This is a genomic window from Nocardia alni (assembly GCF_019038435.1).
Lineage (GTDB): Bacteria > Actinomycetota > Actinomycetes > Mycobacteriales > Mycobacteriaceae > Nocardia > Nocardia alni.
This window is the reverse complement of record NZ_JAGPOX010000027.1, coordinates 18,177-34,676: the sequence shown is the minus strand read 5'-3', so window position 1 is coordinate 34,676 and position 16,500 is coordinate 18,177. Positions and strand designations below refer to the sequence as shown.

Sequence of the window (16,500 nt, the reverse complement as noted above, 5' to 3'; positions counted from 1 at the left end):
CGTGGGCGTCAGCCAGGATGACCGTGGGCGTTACTCGGCGGGCTTGGGTAGCTGCACTGCCGCGTACCAGTCCAGCAGGGCCGGGTCGTCCACCGCGCTGCGCTCGACGACGCGGGCGGCGTCGGCGCCTTGGAACAGCTTCTTGATCGGGACCTCGAGCTTCTTGCCGGTGCGGGTGTGCGGGATGCCCGGGGCGAGGATGATCTCGTCCGGTACGTGGCGCGGCGACACCTCGGTGCGGATCACGGATTTGATGCGGTCGACGAGGCCGGCGTCCAGGTCGACGCCGGGGGCGAGCACCACGAACAGCGGCATCCAATAGCCGCCGTCGGGCTGCTCCGCCCCGATCACCAGGGCCTCGGCGATCTCCGGCAGCGACTCCACGGCCTGGTAGATATCGGCCGACCCCATCCGGATACCGTGCCGATTCAGCGTCGAATCCGAACGGCCGTGCACCACGACGCTGCCGTGATCGGTGCGGGTGATCCAGTCACCGTGCCGCCACACGCCGGGGAACATATCGAAATAGGCTGCGCGGTACCGTGATCCGTCGGCGTCGCGCCAGAACGCGATCGGCATGGACGGCATCGGCGCGGTGATCACCAGCTCGCCGACCTCCTCGTGCACCGGCGTGCCCGAGGCGTCCCATGCGTCCAGCGCGACGCCCAGGAACGGCGCCGACAGCTCGCCCGGCCACACCGGCACCGTCGGCGCGCCGCCCATGAACGCCGAGACCACGTCGGTCCCGCCGCTGATCGAGGCCACCTGCACGCGCTCGCCGAGGACCTCGCTCAGCCACAGCGCGGAGGATTCCGGCAGTGAGGACCCGGTGATGCCGACGGTGCGCAGCGCCGACAGATCGTGCTCGCGCGCGGGATGGGCGTCGGCCTTGATGCAGCCGAGCACATAGCCGGGACTGGTGCCGAGCACGGTGGTCCGGGTACGAGCGGCGATATCCCACAGCGCATCCGGGGCCGGGTACGCGGGACTACCGTCGTAGCAGACGATGGTCGCGCCCAGCAGCAGCCCGGCGACCTGGAAGTTCCACATCATCCAGGAGGGGCTGGTGTACCAGAAGAACACGTCGTCGGGCCCGATATCGGACTGCAGCCCGGCCGCTTTCAGATGTTCGAGCACCACGCCGCCGTGACCGTGCATGATCCCCTTGGGCAGCCCGGTGGTGCCGGAGGAGAACAGGATCCACAGCGGATGGTCGAATTCCACCGGCTCGATGGACAATTCGGCGTCGCCGGGCGCACTGGCCCGCTCCCAGTCCAGCGCGCCGGGCACGGTGCCGCCCAGGCGCGAGACCACCACGGTCGCCCGCAGGCCGGGCAGGCCCGCGCGCAGCGTGGCGATATCCTCGCACTTGTCGTGGGACTTGCCGCCGTAGCGATAGCCGTCGGCGGTGACAAGCACCACCGGTTCGAGCTGTCCGAGCCGGTCCAGCGCCGCCTTGGCCGAATAGTCCTGTCCGCACGCGCTCCAGACCGCGCCGATGCTCGCCGTGGCCAGGAACGCGATCACCGTCTCGGCGATATTGGGCAGATACCCGATCACCCGATCACCCGGCACGACACCGTGTGCGCGCAGGGTCTGCGCGAATGCCGCGGTCCGGCCGAGCAATTCGGTCCAGGACAGCTCGGTCAGCGAGCCGTCCTCGGCGGCCGAGACGATCGCCGGACTGGTCGCGTTCGCATGCCGGGCGACCTGATCCACGTAGTTCAGCCGCGTACCCGGAAACCACTGCGCGCCGGGCATATCCGTACCAGCCAGCACCCGCTCGGGCGCCGGGCCGAGCTCGAAGTACTCCCAGAGCGCGCCCCAGAAACCGGGCAAATCCTCGATCGACCACTGCCACAGCGCGTGATAGTCGGCGAACGTCAGTCCCGTCCGCTCGGTCACGAACCGGGCGAACTGCGTGATCCGCGCCGTCGCGACATCACGCTCGTCAGGCACCCACTGCGGCTGCATCGCTATCCGCCTCTCCGCGCTGGTCCGCCTCTCCGCGCCTCAGGCCAGACTCAAAATCAATTCTTGCGTTTCGGAAGCCCTCTGGGGGCAGGCTGAGTTTACTCACCGCGGCGCAGGATTCGCTGTGCGTGCTGGATGACCGGGCCGTCCACCATGCGGCCCTCGAAGGCGAAGACGCCTCGGTTGTTCGGCACCTCGGCGAGTACACGGCGCGCCCAATCCAGCTGGTCCGGGTCGGGTGTGTACGCCTCCCGGATCACCTTTGTCTGGCTGGGATGGATGGCGACCTTGACGTCGAATCCGACCGCCACGGCGTCCTCGGACTCGGTGCGTAGTCCGTCCAGGTCGCGGAAGTTCAGGTACACCCCGTCCAGGGCCAGCTTGCCGTACGCCTTGGCCGCCAGCAGTGTGGTCGAACGCAGGTGCCGGGCGATATCGCGGTAGCTGCCGTCCGGATGCCTGCTCGCGCTGCCGCCGAGTCCGGCGACCAGATCCTCCGCACCCCACATGGTGCCGATCACGTTGTCGGCCCGCGCCGTCTCCGGCACCGTCAGAACGCCCAGCGGCGACTCGATCAGGGCGATGACCTCGAACGCCGTCAACGCCGAAACCTGCTCGGGCGACTCGCATTTCGGCAGCATCACCCGTCGGTACGGTGTCCGGGCCAGCGCGTCGAGGTCCAGGGCGAAGTCCTCGGTGGTCGCCGCGTTGACCCGTACCACGACGCGCTCGGAGGGCAGCGAGGACCCGAGGAGCGCCTCGCGGGCGGCCGCCTTGTCGCCCGGCGCGACCGCGTCCTCCAGATCGATGATCACCACGTCGGCGGCGGCAGCGGCCTTCTCATAACGCTCCGGTCGATCCGCCGGGCAGAACAGCCACGTGGGCCCGGGCAATTCCCAGGTCGTTCCGAGTGGTGAGCCGTTGGAGCTCGGGGAATGAGCGGTCACTGCGGTTCCTTTCGTACCAAGGTCTTGCGCGCCGCGGTCGCGACGATATCGCCGTGCTGATTGCGGGCGGTATGCGCGAAGGTGACGATGCCTTCGCCGGGGCGGGACTTCGATTCCCGCTTCTCGGTGACCACGGTTTCGGCGTACATGGTGTCCCCGTGGAACAGCGGCTTCGGGAAGGCGATATCGGAGAATCCGAGATTCGCCACGATCGTGCCCTGGGTCAACTGCGCCACCGACAATCCCACCAGCGTCGAGAGTGTGAACATCGAATTGACCAGGCGCTGGTTGAACGGCGGCAGCGCGTCGGCGAACGCGGCGTCCAGGTGCAGCGCCTGGGTATTCATCGTCAGCGTGGTGAACAGCACGTTGTCGGCCTCGGTGATCGTGCGCCCGGGCCGGTGCTCGTACAGCACGCCGCTCTCGAATTCCTCGAACCACAGCCCGCGCTGCACCACCTTGCGCACCGCCTCGCTCATAGCTCCGCGCTCGGTCACAGACCCAACTCTCGTCCGATCAACATCAACTGTACCTCTGTGGTGCCCTCGCCGATTTCCAGAATCTTGCTGTCACGATAGTGCCGGGCGACGGCGAACTCGTTCATGAATCCGTAGCCGCCGAATATCTGAGTGGCATCGCGCGCATTGTCCATCGCCGCCTCGCTGGCGACCAGTTTCGCGATGGACGCCTGCTTCTTGAAGGGTTTACCCGCGAGCATCAGCGCGGCGGCGTCGTAGTAGGCGGTGCGGGCGGCGTACGCGCGGGCCTCCATCCTGGCGATCTTGAACGCGATGGCCTGATTGCGGCCGATCGCCTGTCCGAACGCCTCGCGCTCACCGGCGTACCGCACGCTCTCGTTCACGCAGCCCTGCGCCGCGCCGACGGCCAGCGCCGCGATCGCGATGCGGCCCTCGTCCAGGATGCGCAGGAAGTTGGCGTACCCGCGCCCGCGTTCGCCCAGCAGATTCTCCTGGGGCACACGCACGTCGGTGAAGCTGAGCGGATGGGTGTCCGAGGCGTTCCAGCCGACCTTGTTGTACGCGGGCTCGGCGACGAATCCGGGGGTGCCGGTCGGCACCAGGATGGTCGAGATCTCCTTGCGACCCTCGTTCTGCCCGGTCACCGCGGTGATTGTCACCAGCCGGGTGATGTCGGTGCCCGAGTTGGTGATGAACTGCTTGCTGCCGTTGATGATCCAATCGCCGCCGTCGAGCACCGCCGTGGTTCTCGTGCCGCCGGCGTCGCTCCCGGCCATGGGTTCGGTGAGCCCGAACGCGCCGAGTGCGCGACCACTGGTCAACTGCGGCAACCACTCCCGCTTCTGGGCCGCGGTGCCGAATCGGAAGACCGGCATCGCGCCCAGCGACACCCCGGCCTCCAGGGTGATCGCGACGCTCTGGTCGATCTTGCCGAGCTCCTCCAGGGCCAGGCACAGGGCGAAGTAGTCGCCGCCCATCCCGCCGTACTCCTCGGGGAACGGCAGCCCGAACAGGCCCATATCGGCCATCCCCGATACCACCTCGTACGGGAAGCTGTGCGCGGCATCGTGCTTCGCGGCGACGGGGGCCACCACCTGGTTCGCGAAGTCCCGGACGGTCAGGGCCAGGTCGCGATACTCCTGGGGCAGGGCGCCGGTGGATAGGAACTCTGTCATTCGGGATCGCCCTTCGTGGTCTCCGGTGTATCGGCCGCCGAGTCGGCGGCCACTACGATGCGTGCCAGCAACTGGTCGAGCTGGACCTGAGCGCCCGGATCCACCAGCAGCTCAACGGTTCCCGCGACCGGCGCGGTGAGCGTGTGCTCCATCTTCATCGCCTCGACCACCACGACCGGATCCCCGGCAGCCACCACGCCACCCGCGGCGGCGGGCGTGGCGATCACCGACCCCGGCATGGGGCTGCGGATTTCGGCGTCGCCGACCCGCTCGGCCGCAGCCCGCACCGCGGCTTCGGCCACGATGCGCAGATTCGCCACGCCGGTGTCGTCGGCGACCCACAGCTGCCCGCCCTGTTCGGCCACCCGGTAGTAGGCGCGCACACCGTCCAGGGTCAGTGTCAGTGTGCCGTCGTCGAGATCGGCGGTCAGCGAACGGGGTTGGGCCTCCTGCGATTCCTGGCCGTCCAGCCGTACCTGCGCCCGATCGGGCTGTCCGGTGATGTGGACGTGGGTGGTCCGCTCTCCTGCCGCCAGCCGGAAGGTGGTCGGCGCCGCGACACCGAGCCGCCAGCCGTCCGGAACCTCCCAGGGCCCCTGCGGATTCGCGGGCCACGCGCGCAGCCACCGCAGCACCGCCGCGGCGATGAACTGCTCCTCGCGCACCTGCGCCGGGGCGAAGTCCCCCGCGCGCCGATCCAGCAGGCCGGTATCCAACCGTCCGGCGAGCACGTCCGGATCGGCGAGCAGGAAACGCAGGAATTCGACATTGGTCCGCACACCGAGGACCTGCGTGTCCCGCAGTGCCCGGTCCAGGGCCGCGATCGCACCGTCGCGGTCCGACGCGTGGGTGATCACCTTGGCCAGCATGGGGTCGTAGTCGCTGCCGACCACCGCGCCCACCCGCAGTCCCGAATCCACCCGCACACCAGGGCCGTCCGGCTCCACGAGGTCCAATACCGTCCCGCCGGTGGGCAGGAAGCCCCGGCCCGGATCCTCGGCGTAGACGCGCGCCTCGACCGCATGGCCGCTGAGCCGGATGTCGTCCTGCTCGACGGCCAGCTTCTGCCCCGCCGCGATGCGCACCTGGCACTCCACCAGATCCACGCCCGTCACCAGTTCGGTCACCGGATGTTCCACCTGCAGACGGGTATTCATCTCCATGAAGAAGAATTCGCCGGGCCGCGCGGCCGAGACGATGAATTCCACCGTCCCGGCGCCGACATAGTCGACGCTGCGGGCGGTCGCGCACGCCGCGGCGCCGATGCGCGCCCGGGTCGCGGAATCCAGCAACGGTGAGGGCGCCTCCTCGATCACCTTCTGATACCGCCGCTGCAAGCTGCATTCACGCTCGCCGAGGTGCAGGACGTGGCCGAAGCGGTCGGCCAGGATCTGCACCTCGATATGCCGCGGATCGGTGACGAACCGCTCCAGGAACAGCGTGTCGTCGCCGAAGGCGGCCGCCGCCTCTCGCCGCGCGCTCACCAGCGCCCCGGCCAGCGCCTCGTGCTCGTGCACCAGCCGCATACCCTTGCCGCCGCCGCCCGCCGAGGGCTTCACCAGGATCGGATAGCCGATATCGCCCGCGGCATCCAGTAATTCGGCGTCCGACAGGCCGGGCCGGGCGATGCCCGGGACGACCGGGACCCCGAACGCGGTGACCGCGTTCTTGGCGGCGATCTTGTCGCCCATGACCTCGATCGCCCGCGCCGGCGGCCCGAGGAATACGATCCCGGCCTCGGCCAGCGCGGCAGCGAAGGCCGGATTCTCGGACAGGAACCCATATCCCGGATGCACGGCCTGCGCACCGGTGCGCACCGCCGCGGCGACCACCCGGTCGATGGCCAGGTAACTGTCTCTCGCCGGCGCCGGGCCCAGCCGCACCGCGACGTCGGCCTCGTGCACATGCCGCGCCCGCGCATCGGCGTCGCTGTACACCGCAACGGACCGAATCCCCATGGCGCGCAGCGTCCGGATCACCCGGACGGCGATCTCACCGCGGTTGGCGACCAGCACGGTGTCGAACGGGGGCGTCGCCGTCTGTAATCCCATGGTTTCGAGCATGCGCCTCACATCCTGAATACGCCGTAGGAAACGGATTCCAGCGGGGCCTGCGCGCAGACCGAGAGGGCAAGGCCCAGCACGGTTCTGGTATCGGCCGGATCGATCACTCCGTCGTCCCACAGTCGCGCGGTGGAATAGTACGGATTTCCCTGGTGCTCGTACTGTTCGCGAATCGGCGCCTTGAACGCCTCCTGCTCCTCGGGCGTCCATCCCTGACCGACCTGGTCACCCCGCACGGTCGCGAGTACCGAGGCCGCCTGCTCGCCGCCCATCACCGAGATCCGCGCATTCGGCCACATCCACAGGAATCGCGGCGAATATGCCCGCCCGCACATCGAATAGTTGCCCGCGCCATAGGATCCGCCGATCACCACCGTCAACTTCGGCACTCGCGCGCACGCGACCGCGGTGACCATCTTCGCGCCGTTCTTGGCGATGCCCCCGGCCTCGTAGTCGCGGCCGACCATGAATCCTGTGATGTTCTGCAGAAATAGCAGTGGAATCGAACGTTTATCGCACAGCTCGATGAAATGGGCTCCCTTGAGCGCGGACTCGCTGAACAGCACGCCATTGTTGGCCACGATCCCGACCGGATGCCCGTGAATGCGCGCGAAGGCTGTCACCAGGGTGCGGCCGTATTCGGACTTGAATTCCTGAAACTCGCCGCCGTCGACGACGCGCTCGATCACCTCGCGCACGTCGTAGGGCGTGCGCAGGTCGACCGGGACCACGTCGTACAGCTCCGACTGCGGCGCACCTGGTTCGGCGGTGGCCGCGATCTCCCACGGGCTCGGTTCGCGCGGGCCCAGGGTGCCCACGATGCGGCGCACGATGCGCAGCGCGTCATCGTCGTCCTCGGCGAGGTGATCGGTGACTCCCGAAGTGCGCGAATGCAATTCGCCACCACCCAGTTCCTCGGCAGTGACCACCTCACCGGTGGCGGCCTTCACCAGCGGCGGACCGCCCAGGAAAATCGTGCCCTGATCGCGCACGATCACCGCCTCGTCGCTCATCGCGGGCACATAGGCGCCGCCGGCGGTGCAGGAGCCGAGTACGGCGGCGATCTGCGGAATTCCCTGGGCGCTCATGGTCGCCTGGTTGTAGAAGATGCGGCCGAAATGCTCCCGGTCGGGGAACACCTCGTCCTGCCGGGGCAGGAACGCACCGCCGGAGTCCACGAGATAGATGCAGGGCAGGCGATTCTGCAGCGCCACCTCCTGCGCGCGCAGATGCTTCTTCACCGTGATCGGATAGTAGGTGCCGCCCTTGACCGTGGCGTCGTTCGCGACGATCACGCATTCGCGGCCGGAGACCCGCCCGACGCCGCTGATGATGCCCGCGCCCGGACATTCGTCGTCGTACATGCCGGTGGCCGCCAGCGGCGACAGCTCGAGGAAGGGACTGCCCGGATCGAGCAGCCGGTCCACCCGGTCGCGCGGCAGCAGTTTGCCGCGCGCCACGTGCCGCTCGCGCGAGGCGGCAGAACCGCCGAGCGCGGCGCTCGCGAGCCGGGTGCGCAGGTCCCGCACCAGCGCCTCGTGCGCCGCGCGGTATGCCGGCGCCCCGGAACCCACGGCGCCCGGCGCATCGTCCCGAATAACCGTCATCACACCATCCTGCCCGGTCGGTTAGTCGCCAATAACTGGAATTCAGGTTAATCTTGATTAACCAAGATGTCCAGGACTGTGCGAGAGGAGGGGCGATGACCAGCAGCGATCCCGTCACGCCCACCCGCCGGGAGCAGCTCAAGGCACAGCGCCGTCGCGAGCTCCTGGAGGCCGGGGCTCGGCTGATCGCGGACCACGGCTTCCCCGGCGTGCGCCTGGACGATCTGGGGGCGGCGGTCGGGATCAGCGGGCCGGCGGTGTACCGGCATTTCCCGAACAAGGAGGCATTGCTGGTCGAACTGCTGGTCGGGGTCAGCCAGCGACTGCTCGACGGCGGCAGAGCCGTCGCTGCCCGGGCCGATTCCCCCGAGCGGGCGCTGGCCGGTCTGATCGACTTCCACCTCGATTTCGCCCTGGGCGAGCCGGAGCTGATCCGCATCCAGGACCGCGATCTGGACAATCTGCCCGAGGCCGCCCGGCGCCAGGTTCGCAGCACCCAGCGGCGCTACGTCGAACTGTGGGTGACGGTGCTGCGTGAACTCGATCCGGAGCTGCCCGAGACCGCGGCCCGCGTCCAGGCCCACGCCACCTTCGGACTGATCAACTCCACTCCGCACAGCGCGTCCGCCGCCCTGGCCACCCGAGCTCGCCCGATCCTGCGCCGCATGGCACTGGCCGCCTTGCAGTAGACGCACTGTGAAATCCGCGCCCGCACAGTTCGATCCCTCGCGAAACTCGCCGGACCGTCTTACTTTGTTTGATTGATTCCGAAATGCGCGTTCGCCGTGACCCGTTTCGGCAGCGACCGTGTGGTTCTCGACGCATCGAGGCTGAAATATCGGCTACAACGGGACAATTCGGCGAATGCGCAGTAATGTCTGGCCCGGTGCTCGAAGTTGGCCGGATGACGGCCGACGTGTAGCCAACCGGCGCACGGGGGGCCCATTTATGAAGGAAAAATCTCCGGGTTATTCCGGCGATTGGAAAGTTAGGAAACACATGATTCGTCGTGCCCTGAAGTCCGGCAGTGCCCTTGCGGTGATCGCCGTCCCGCTCGCCGCGGCAGCGGTATTCGCCGGTGGAGCCTCCGCCGCGCCCGTTTCGGCCGCGCCGTCCGTCGCCCAGCCGGTGTCGCACACGATTCCGTTGGAGCCCATTACCACCAACCCGCACGCCAGGTACCACGATCCGGTCGCCAACGGCGCGGTTCTCGGTGCCGGAATCGGCTCGGCCACCGGATCATTCATCGACCCGTGGACCACCCTGCTGGGCGCGGCGATCGGCGGCGGCGTCGGCTATTTCGACCCCAACGTGATCCCGCAGATTCTTCCGTGATTCCTCGGGGTCCGCGCTGATCCGCGCGGACCCATCGGATTTCGTGATAACGCACCGAACGGCGGCAGGGTCGACACTGCCGCCGTTCGGCGTTTCAGTGGCAGCGCGTTTCCGTGTCGGCTGTTTCCGTGTCGGCTTCAGTGCCGGCGCAGCTCGTGACCGGCCGTGGCCAGCACACGGCGAAGGCCCACGGCGACCATCGGCGCCATGGCCATGGTCCACATCCCGGCGAATACCGGTGCGACGACCTCGAATTCGGAGGTCCACCGCACCCGGGTGCCGCCCGTGACCTCATCGAACCTCACACATCCGTCCTGGCGGCGCAGAGCCGGATAGGACGTGAGCAGCTTGTACCGGATCAGCCGGGGCGGTTCGTACTCGATGATCTCCTCGGTGACCCGCACGAACGGAGTCACCAGCAGACGCACCGCGCCCACACCGTGTTCGGCGACGTTGCCGGGCCGCACCAGCGTCACCCGCCGAATGAGCGAGGTCCGCTGATAATTCGTCGCATCGGTGATCCAGTCGAAAACATCCTCGGCGGGCGCCCGGATGGTGCGCTCCACCTTCACCGTGCGCATCAGGACTCCATTTCGGGTCGGACGTGGATGACTCGCCGCGAAGCCTACGGGGCAGATTGGGGGGCAAGCCAGGGAACCGGTCGGAATCGATGCGGTTTCGATACCGGGCCGTGTCGCGGGCAGTGGCGTAACTCATTGTGACAGCGGGCTTTTCAGATTTCTCACACCGACCGGCCGCCGAGGCGATCCCCGCGCGCGCCGTCCCGGTGATCACCCAGGCCCGACGCGAACCGAGTGGTCGCGACTACCGATACCGGCGGTAACAGGCAACGAGGCCATAACGCCTGGTAGCTACCATGGCGACCAGGAACACCCAGGACCGCCGCGCGGTGGCACCGACCGCGCCGGCGTTCCGCCAGCCGCGCGCACGACGCAATCCGCCGTGCCCGCCGTTACCGAGAGACGGGCCAGAACACAGTGAGTCGAGCTCAGCGCGGCACCGCGCACCCAGCCCAGGATGCGTCGACGAGCGCGCCCGTCGCAGCGCCGGCCACCCCGGAGCGCGTGATCCGTCGCCGTCCCAAGAACCGCCGGGCGCAGATCGCGGCGACCTCGGCGGCCGCATTCGGATCACAGGGCTATCACGGTGTCAGCATGGAGGACATCGCCTCGCGCCTCGGCATCTCCTCGGCCGCGCTGTACCGGCACTACCCGAGTAAGTACGCGCTGTTCCGGGAGGAACTGCTACGGCTGAGCGCGGCCGCGGAGGCCGCGGTCACCCTGCCGGACGAGACCGCGGACTGGCCCCCGGAGCGGCGACTGGGACGAGTCATCGACGCCATCGTCGCCGACAGCATCGCCAATCGCACGACGGTGGCACTGACCCGCTGGGAGCGGCGCTACCTCGAGGACGCCGACCGCACGCTGCTGGACGGACAGTTCGACACCGCCGTCGGCGCGGTCTCGGATCTGATCGGCCAGGTGCGCCCGCACCTGTCCCCGGGCGACCGATGGATGCTCGCGGCGACGGTCCTCAGCGTGATCAGCAGCATCGGTGACCACCACACCACCCTCCCGGTGAAACCGCTGACGGCCGTGCTGAATTCGGCGGCGTGGGCGCTGGTCCGGGCCGATCTGCCGGAACCGACCACCGTCGCGCGCAAGCCCAGGGCCGTGGAGATCCCGCAGTCGTTCAAGCATGAGCTGCTGCTGAAGAAGGCGGTGGAGCTGTTCCACCAGAACGGCTATCCGAACGTCAGCGTCGAGGACATCGCGATGGCGGCCGACCTGTCGGCGGCCTCGGCGGTCTACCGCTATTACCGCAGCAAGAGCGATCTGCTGGCCGCGGCGTTCCGGCGTGCCGCCGACCGGGTGGCCAGTGCGATCGGACCGGCCACCGCCTCGTCGAGCGACCCCGCCGAGGCATTGGCGAAGCTGATCGACATGTATGTCGCGGGCTGTTTCGCCGAGCGCGACCTGACCTTCGTCTACTACGCGGAGGTCGGCCATGTGCCCGTCGAGGAGCGCGCCATGCTGCGCAACATCCAGCGGCTGATCGTGACCGAATGGGTGAACCTGCTGGTCCAGGTGCGCGACGACATCTCCCAGGCGCAGGCCCGCATCCTGGTCCAAGCCGCCTTCAGCCTGGCCGTCGACCTGGGGCGGATCTTCCCGGACGACGAACGGATCTGCTCCTCCGATCGAGTGATCAGCCTGGTGGAGATCACCCTGTTCGGCGAGACCCGGCGTTAGGCGGCGACCGACTCAGACCGGGTATCGCGGCCAAGGATAGAACGCCAGGTGCAGAAGCAGGATCACCAGCAGCGCCAGGATCACCGCGGCCAGCGGATGTGCGCGCCGCTCCAGGTAGCCGATGGTGCGAAACAGCGTGGGGAACGGCACATCACGCGCGAAGAACATGGCCAGCACGCTCGGCAGGATCACCCACAGCACCGCGATCAGCCCGTACAGCACGTACGCGCCGATGTAGGTCCCCGGATGTATCTGCCGCGCGACGATCGCGGCCACCACCCCGACGATCAGCCCCGCCACGGCCAGCACCAGATAGCCGCCCATGCCCTCGGCGGGCACGGCCCCCGCGTCGGGTGTGGTCCGGCCGTTGGGAGTGGTCTGCTGCCCGCCCACGATCCGCGGCGCCGTCGGGTGCGTGAACAGTTGCGGCACAGCGTAATACCCGAGGACGACGATCACGAAGACCACGATCAGCCGCACCCACTCGTGCGCCGCCTCGAGGTGCCCCGTCGTATTCGAGATCGTCGGCCAATCGACCAGACCGAACACCGACGCCAACTCCGGCACGGCAATGGCCAGCGCGGCCAGCCCCCACATCAGATAACCCCAGAACTCCGCCGACCGCCCTCGGGTCTGAGGCGGCTGGGTCACAACCTCGGTCATGCCACCGGTGTACCACCGGCAACCGACAACTACTCGTAATACACCGAACTCGACCCCGCACCGACACTCCCCCGCAACATCGCAGCCCCGACATCGCAACCCACACCGTCATTCCCACATATCCAGCCCGTCATTCCCGCACGTTTTCGGCGGGAATCCACTCGTACACGATGGATCCCGGCCGAAAGCGTGCCGGGATGACGATGGACAAGCACGCCCGGATGACCGCCGCGCGGGCACGCGAGGCAGGCAACGAGCCGCGGTTGGCGACGGCCGGGATCCGGTCGCAAGATCCCGGCCGCGCCCACCGGATACCCGGTGGTCTTTTCTCCTACACCCCAGGTGCGACAGTCAGGTCGTACACCTGTACGCCGTCGACGGTGGTCGGGGCGTAGTGCGCCTGCACCCACGCGGTGATCTGCCCGGCGGAGGTGCTGGCGTCGGATCCGCCACCGCCCCCTCCTCCCGCATTCTGCGCAGGGCCAATGCCCTTCTGCTCCAATGTATCCGCATTGCGGCCGTGCGTCCCGGCGGCATGCGAACCGGTCGCGCCGGTATGCGTGCCGGACGCGCTGGGCGCCGCCGTATCCGAGGTATCGTCGCGCCCCTTCGACGTCCGCGCGGTAGCCAGGAAGTAATGCACATCACCGCCGGCCACATTCTGCTGGAACTGCGCCAGGGTCGGCGACGGATCCCGCCCGCTGAAGCCGCCGATCGCCATCAGCGAAGCACCCGTGCGCAATTCGATCGAGCTGACCTGCTGCGATCCGACGGCGGCTGCGGCCCAGCGATTTCTGGCCGCGCTCAGCATGGCGTCGAGCCGCGGTGTCGAGCCGCCGCTTTCGCCGTTGCCGTGCCATCCGCCATTGCCCCGTACGCGGATCGGACCGCTGTAGGGACTGCCGCCGCTGTGCGGCACCGCCACCGTCTCCACCGCGTAGGCGGCGGGTGCGGCGATGCCGAAGGCCAGTGCGACCGCGGCGATCACGGCCGCCGCCCGGCGGGCCGTGCGCCCACCGTCCCCCGAACCCGCACGCACCCCGATTCCGCCCAGCGCGGCCAGCAGCGCCGCCGCGACCACACCGCCCACCAGCAGCGTCCACCGCAACCAGGGCAGCCAGTGCGGCGTCTGACCGAGCAGATAGAACACCCATGCCCCGGTGGCCGCCGACATCGCGCCGAGGGTCAGCCGCGCCCCGAGATGCTCGCGCCGCCGCCACAGCAGCGTCGCGCCGATGGCGCCCAGCGCCGCGATCGCCGGGGCCAGCTCGATCGTGTAGTAGGTGTGGAACGAACTGCTCATGTAGCTCAGGACCAGCCAGGTGCCGACCAGCCAGCCGCCCCACAGGATCAGCGCGGCCCGGTTGGCCTCGGTGCGCGGCCCGCGCCGGGTGAGCCACAGCCCGGCCACCAGCCCGATCACCGCGACGGGCACCAGCCAGGAGAATTCGGTGGCCAGCGACGGTTGCAGCAGCCGCGTCAGCCCGGTCTGCCCACCGGTCATGCCGCCGAAGTGCGCGGGCGTATGCGTGGCCGCGGCGTGCGCGGTGGCTCGAGCCGCGGGATGTGTGGGCGCCCTGTGCTGCTTCCTGCCCAGGATCCGTCCCAGACCGTTGTAGCCCACGGCCAGTTCCCACAGGCTGTTGGTGGTGGACCCGCCGATGAACGGCCGCGAGTTCGCCGGCCACAGCTGCACCAGCGCCACATACCACCCGGCGGACACCAGCACCGCCAGCCCGGCGGTCACCAATTTCGCGATCCGCGACCAGAATCCGCCCGGCATCGCGATCAGCACCACCAGCGCCAGGCCCGGCAGCACCAGGAACGCCTGCATCATCTTGGCCAGGAACCCCAGGCCGATCGCCACACCGGCCACCACCAGCCACCCGGTGCTCGCCGATCGCCACCGCACCGCGCTCACCGGATTCGCCCGCAGCGCCCGCACCACGCAGTACGCCGCGGCGACCACCAGGAACATCATCAGCGCGTCCGGATTGGCGTACCGGAACATCACCGCCGCCACCGGCGTCGACGCCATGGCCGCACCGGCGAGCAGACCCGCGCCGGGCCCATTCAGACGACGCACCGCACCGTAGACGAGGGCGACGGTCGCCACGCCCAGCAGCGCCTGCGGCAGCAGCATGGACCACGCGCTGAATCCGAACATCCGCCCCGAGAGCGCCATCAGCCACATATCCGCGGGCGGCTTGTCCACGGTGATGGAGTTACCCGGATCGAGCGAGGCGAACAGCAGCGCCTTCCAGCTCTTGGTGCCGGACTGCACGGCCGCCGCGTAGAAGGGGTTGGTCCATCCCGCCGAACGCAGGCCCCACAGGTACAGCACCGCGGTCGCGACCAGTAGCCCAGCCAGGCCCGGCAGGGCCCAGCGCTTCTCGTCACCCGTGGTGACCGGTAGCTCCCGGGCCACTCCCACGTCGTTCACGGCGCCTTTCGAGATGCCGATCGAGACCATGCTCCGCCTTCCTCCACACGATTCTCCCCGATGTCGACACGAGATTAAAAAGGTCGCCTGGCAGGGGTGCTGTGCTTCGGCTGGGAACTGCCTGTGGTGGTCCGATCAGGCCGCCTGGGGACGCATCATCGGCGGGTGCAGCACTTCGGCCGGCCCGGCCCGGTACAGCTGCGCGGGACGACCGCCGTCCCGGATGCTGGTGCGCCCGGTCGCCTCGACGAATCCGGCGGTACTGGTCACCTTGCGATGGAAGTTGCGGGGGTCGATGGCGGTGCCCCAGACCACCTCGTAGACCCTGCGCAGTTCGGCGACGGTGAATTCGCGACCACAGAACGCCGTGGCCAGGGGGCTGTATTCGAATTTGGCCCGGGCGCGCTCGACCCCGTCGGCCAGGACTCGGTGGTGGTCGAAGGCCAGGCGGCCCGGATCGGCCAGCAACTGCTCGACCGACCAGATCGCGGCGGCGGTGGCATCGGCGCCGGCGGCGGGCGCGGGCAGATTGGGCACGAGCGCGAGATAGGCCGTGCTGATCACCCGGCCGCGCGGATCGCGACCCGGTTCGCCGTAGGTCGCGAGCTGTTCGAGATGCAGGCTGTCGGCGCGAATGCCGGTCTCCTCCCGCAGTTCCCGCACGGCCGCGGCGGACAGGCTCTCCTCGGGTTGCACGAATCCCCCCGGCAGCGCCCATCTACCCCTGTACGGTGCATATAGTCGCTGCACCAGCAGGGCGCACAGGGTGTCGTTCGGCGCGTTGCGGGCGCCGAGAGTGAGCACTACCAGGTCGACCGCGACCGCTGCGTTGAGACGAAAAGCATTGGCCATGACCGCGATTGTAATCGTCAGCCTGACGATAAAGTCGGGTTGCCAGTGGTACGCGCAACCGATGCGGATCGATCATCACCGCCGTGGCGGGATCAATTCATCACGACCGGCATGAACGGCGCGTAATCGCGAACGCACCCCTCGTTCCAATCCCACAGCGACACCGGATCTACCGCGACGCCCCGCTGCAGAATCAGCCGCCACCCCTGCGACTCCTTCTCCCAGACGTCACCGTCGCGATCCAGGTAATAGCCCTGTGCATTCGGTTCGATGGAACCGTTATCGCTAAACACCAGCACATCTCCTGACTGTTGTCCCATGAGGATCCCCAGTACCTTCGACGCCTCGGTACCGCGCCGGTTCTGTTTCTCGCTCATATTCCGCAATACCCTCCCTAACAACGTCCTCACCAACCATTCCGCATCGCCTCCGCAGAGCGGCTCGGCAATCGAATTCATGCACCTCTTCAACTTTGGACCTACAGCGTATGCCGACACTAACAAAACATGCTCCTACCAGAGGTTACGGAACAGAAACGACGCGATGGAGGTCATGCCCGGAAGATTCCTCCGGCACCCGTCCGAAGTTCAAAAGTAAACCATCGGACCATCTGGCAAAATATGCCGCCGACCGGCCGTGAGCGAGTTTTCGAATGCTTCGAGCCGCGCAATTGAACCCATGATCGACAG

The 16,500-nt window shown here is 68.3% G+C and carries 14 protein-coding genes; 3 read left to right on the top strand and 11 right to left on the bottom strand.

Going from position 1 to position 16,500, the window contains the following annotated elements:
* Window positions 1-30: 30 nt before the first annotated feature.
* The 6 genes from JZ791_RS13255 to JZ791_RS13230 form a co-directional block, all read right to left on the bottom strand.
* Window positions 31-1,974 (bottom strand): acetoacetate--CoA ligase, encoded by a 1,944-nt coding sequence (locus JZ791_RS13255; RefSeq protein ID WP_216894595.1) that lies wholly within the window; start codon window positions 1,972-1,974, stop codon window positions 31-33.
* Window positions 1,975-2,072: 98 nt separating this feature from the next.
* Window positions 2,073-2,921: an HpcH/HpaI aldolase/citrate lyase family protein gene (locus JZ791_RS13250; protein ID WP_308162907.1), complete on the bottom strand. Its 849-nt coding sequence runs from the start codon at window positions 2,919-2,921 to the stop codon at window positions 2,073-2,075.
* Window positions 2,918-3,400, bottom strand: coding sequence for a MaoC family dehydratase (locus JZ791_RS13245; RefSeq protein WP_216894622.1), 483 nt, complete (start codon window positions 3,398-3,400; stop codon window positions 2,918-2,920). Before JZ791_RS13245 ends, JZ791_RS13250 begins: the two co-directional genes overlap by 4 nt.
* 14 nt (window positions 3,401-3,414) lie before the next feature.
* Complete coding sequence (locus JZ791_RS13240) at window positions 3,415-4,575, bottom strand: acyl-CoA dehydrogenase family protein (RefSeq protein WP_216894593.1); 1,161 nt, start codon at window positions 4,573-4,575, stop codon at window positions 3,415-3,417.
* Window positions 4,572-6,626, bottom strand: coding sequence for an ATP-binding protein (locus JZ791_RS13235; RefSeq protein ID WP_216894591.1), 2,055 nt, complete (start codon window positions 6,624-6,626; stop codon window positions 4,572-4,574). The genes JZ791_RS13240 and JZ791_RS13235 overlap by 4 nt, the downstream gene beginning before the upstream one ends.
* A 17-nt stretch (window positions 6,627-6,643) precedes the next feature.
* Window positions 6,644-8,245, bottom strand: coding sequence for a carboxyl transferase domain-containing protein (locus JZ791_RS13230; RefSeq protein ID WP_216894590.1), 1,602 nt, complete (start codon window positions 8,243-8,245; stop codon window positions 6,644-6,646).
* Window positions 8,246-8,340: 95 nt separating this feature from the next.
* Between JZ791_RS13230 and JZ791_RS13225 the strand changes: the two genes are divergently transcribed.
* The gene (locus tag JZ791_RS13225; protein ID WP_216894588.1) at window positions 8,341-8,934 is read left to right on the top strand and encodes an SACE_7040 family transcriptional regulator; all 594 of its coding nucleotides are present in this window, start codon (window positions 8,341-8,343) and stop codon (window positions 8,932-8,934) included.
* Window positions 8,935-9,244: 310 nt separating this feature from the next.
* Window positions 9,245-9,580 carry an OmpA family protein gene (locus JZ791_RS13220; RefSeq protein WP_216894586.1) on the top strand — a complete coding sequence of 112 codons (336 nt, stop codon included), beginning with the start codon at window positions 9,245-9,247 and terminating at the stop codon, window positions 9,578-9,580.
* Window positions 9,581-9,717: 137 nt separating this feature from the next.
* Here the strand turns inward: JZ791_RS13220 and JZ791_RS13215 are convergent, their stop codons facing one another.
* Window positions 9,718-10,161, bottom strand: a complete 444-nt coding sequence (locus JZ791_RS13215) for an SRPBCC family protein (protein ID WP_216894584.1) — start codon at window positions 10,159-10,161, stop codon at window positions 9,718-9,720.
* 507 nt (window positions 10,162-10,668) lie between these two features.
* On the opposite strand from JZ791_RS13215, the gene JZ791_RS13210 reads away from it, so the two are divergent.
* Complete coding sequence (locus tag JZ791_RS13210; RefSeq protein ID WP_438804516.1) at window positions 10,669-11,853, top strand: TetR/AcrR family transcriptional regulator; 1,185 nt, start codon at window positions 10,669-10,671, stop codon at window positions 11,851-11,853.
* A 12-nt stretch (window positions 11,854-11,865) separates the two neighbouring features.
* On the opposite strand, the gene JZ791_RS13205 is transcribed toward JZ791_RS13210, so the two are convergent.
* From JZ791_RS13205 to JZ791_RS13190, 4 genes are all read right to left on the bottom strand, one after another.
* Complete coding sequence (locus JZ791_RS13205) at window positions 11,866-12,516, bottom strand: hypothetical protein (protein ID WP_216894580.1); 651 nt, start codon at window positions 12,514-12,516, stop codon at window positions 11,866-11,868.
* A gap of 331 nt (window positions 12,517-12,847) precedes the next feature.
* The gene (locus JZ791_RS13200) at window positions 12,848-14,989 is read right to left on the bottom strand and encodes an ArnT family glycosyltransferase (protein ID WP_216894578.1); all 2,142 of its coding nucleotides are present in this window, start codon (window positions 14,987-14,989) and stop codon (window positions 12,848-12,850) included.
* Window positions 14,990-15,094: 105 nt separating this feature from the next.
* Entirely contained in the window at window positions 15,095-15,811 is a 717-nt protein-coding gene (locus JZ791_RS13195) for an NUDIX hydrolase (RefSeq protein ID WP_216894576.1), read from the bottom strand.
* 92 nt (window positions 15,812-15,903) lie between these two features.
* Window positions 15,904-16,269: a hypothetical protein gene (locus JZ791_RS13190; RefSeq protein ID WP_216894574.1), complete on the bottom strand. Its 366-nt coding sequence runs from the start codon at window positions 16,267-16,269 to the stop codon at window positions 15,904-15,906.
* Window positions 16,270-16,500: the final 231 nt, after the last annotated feature.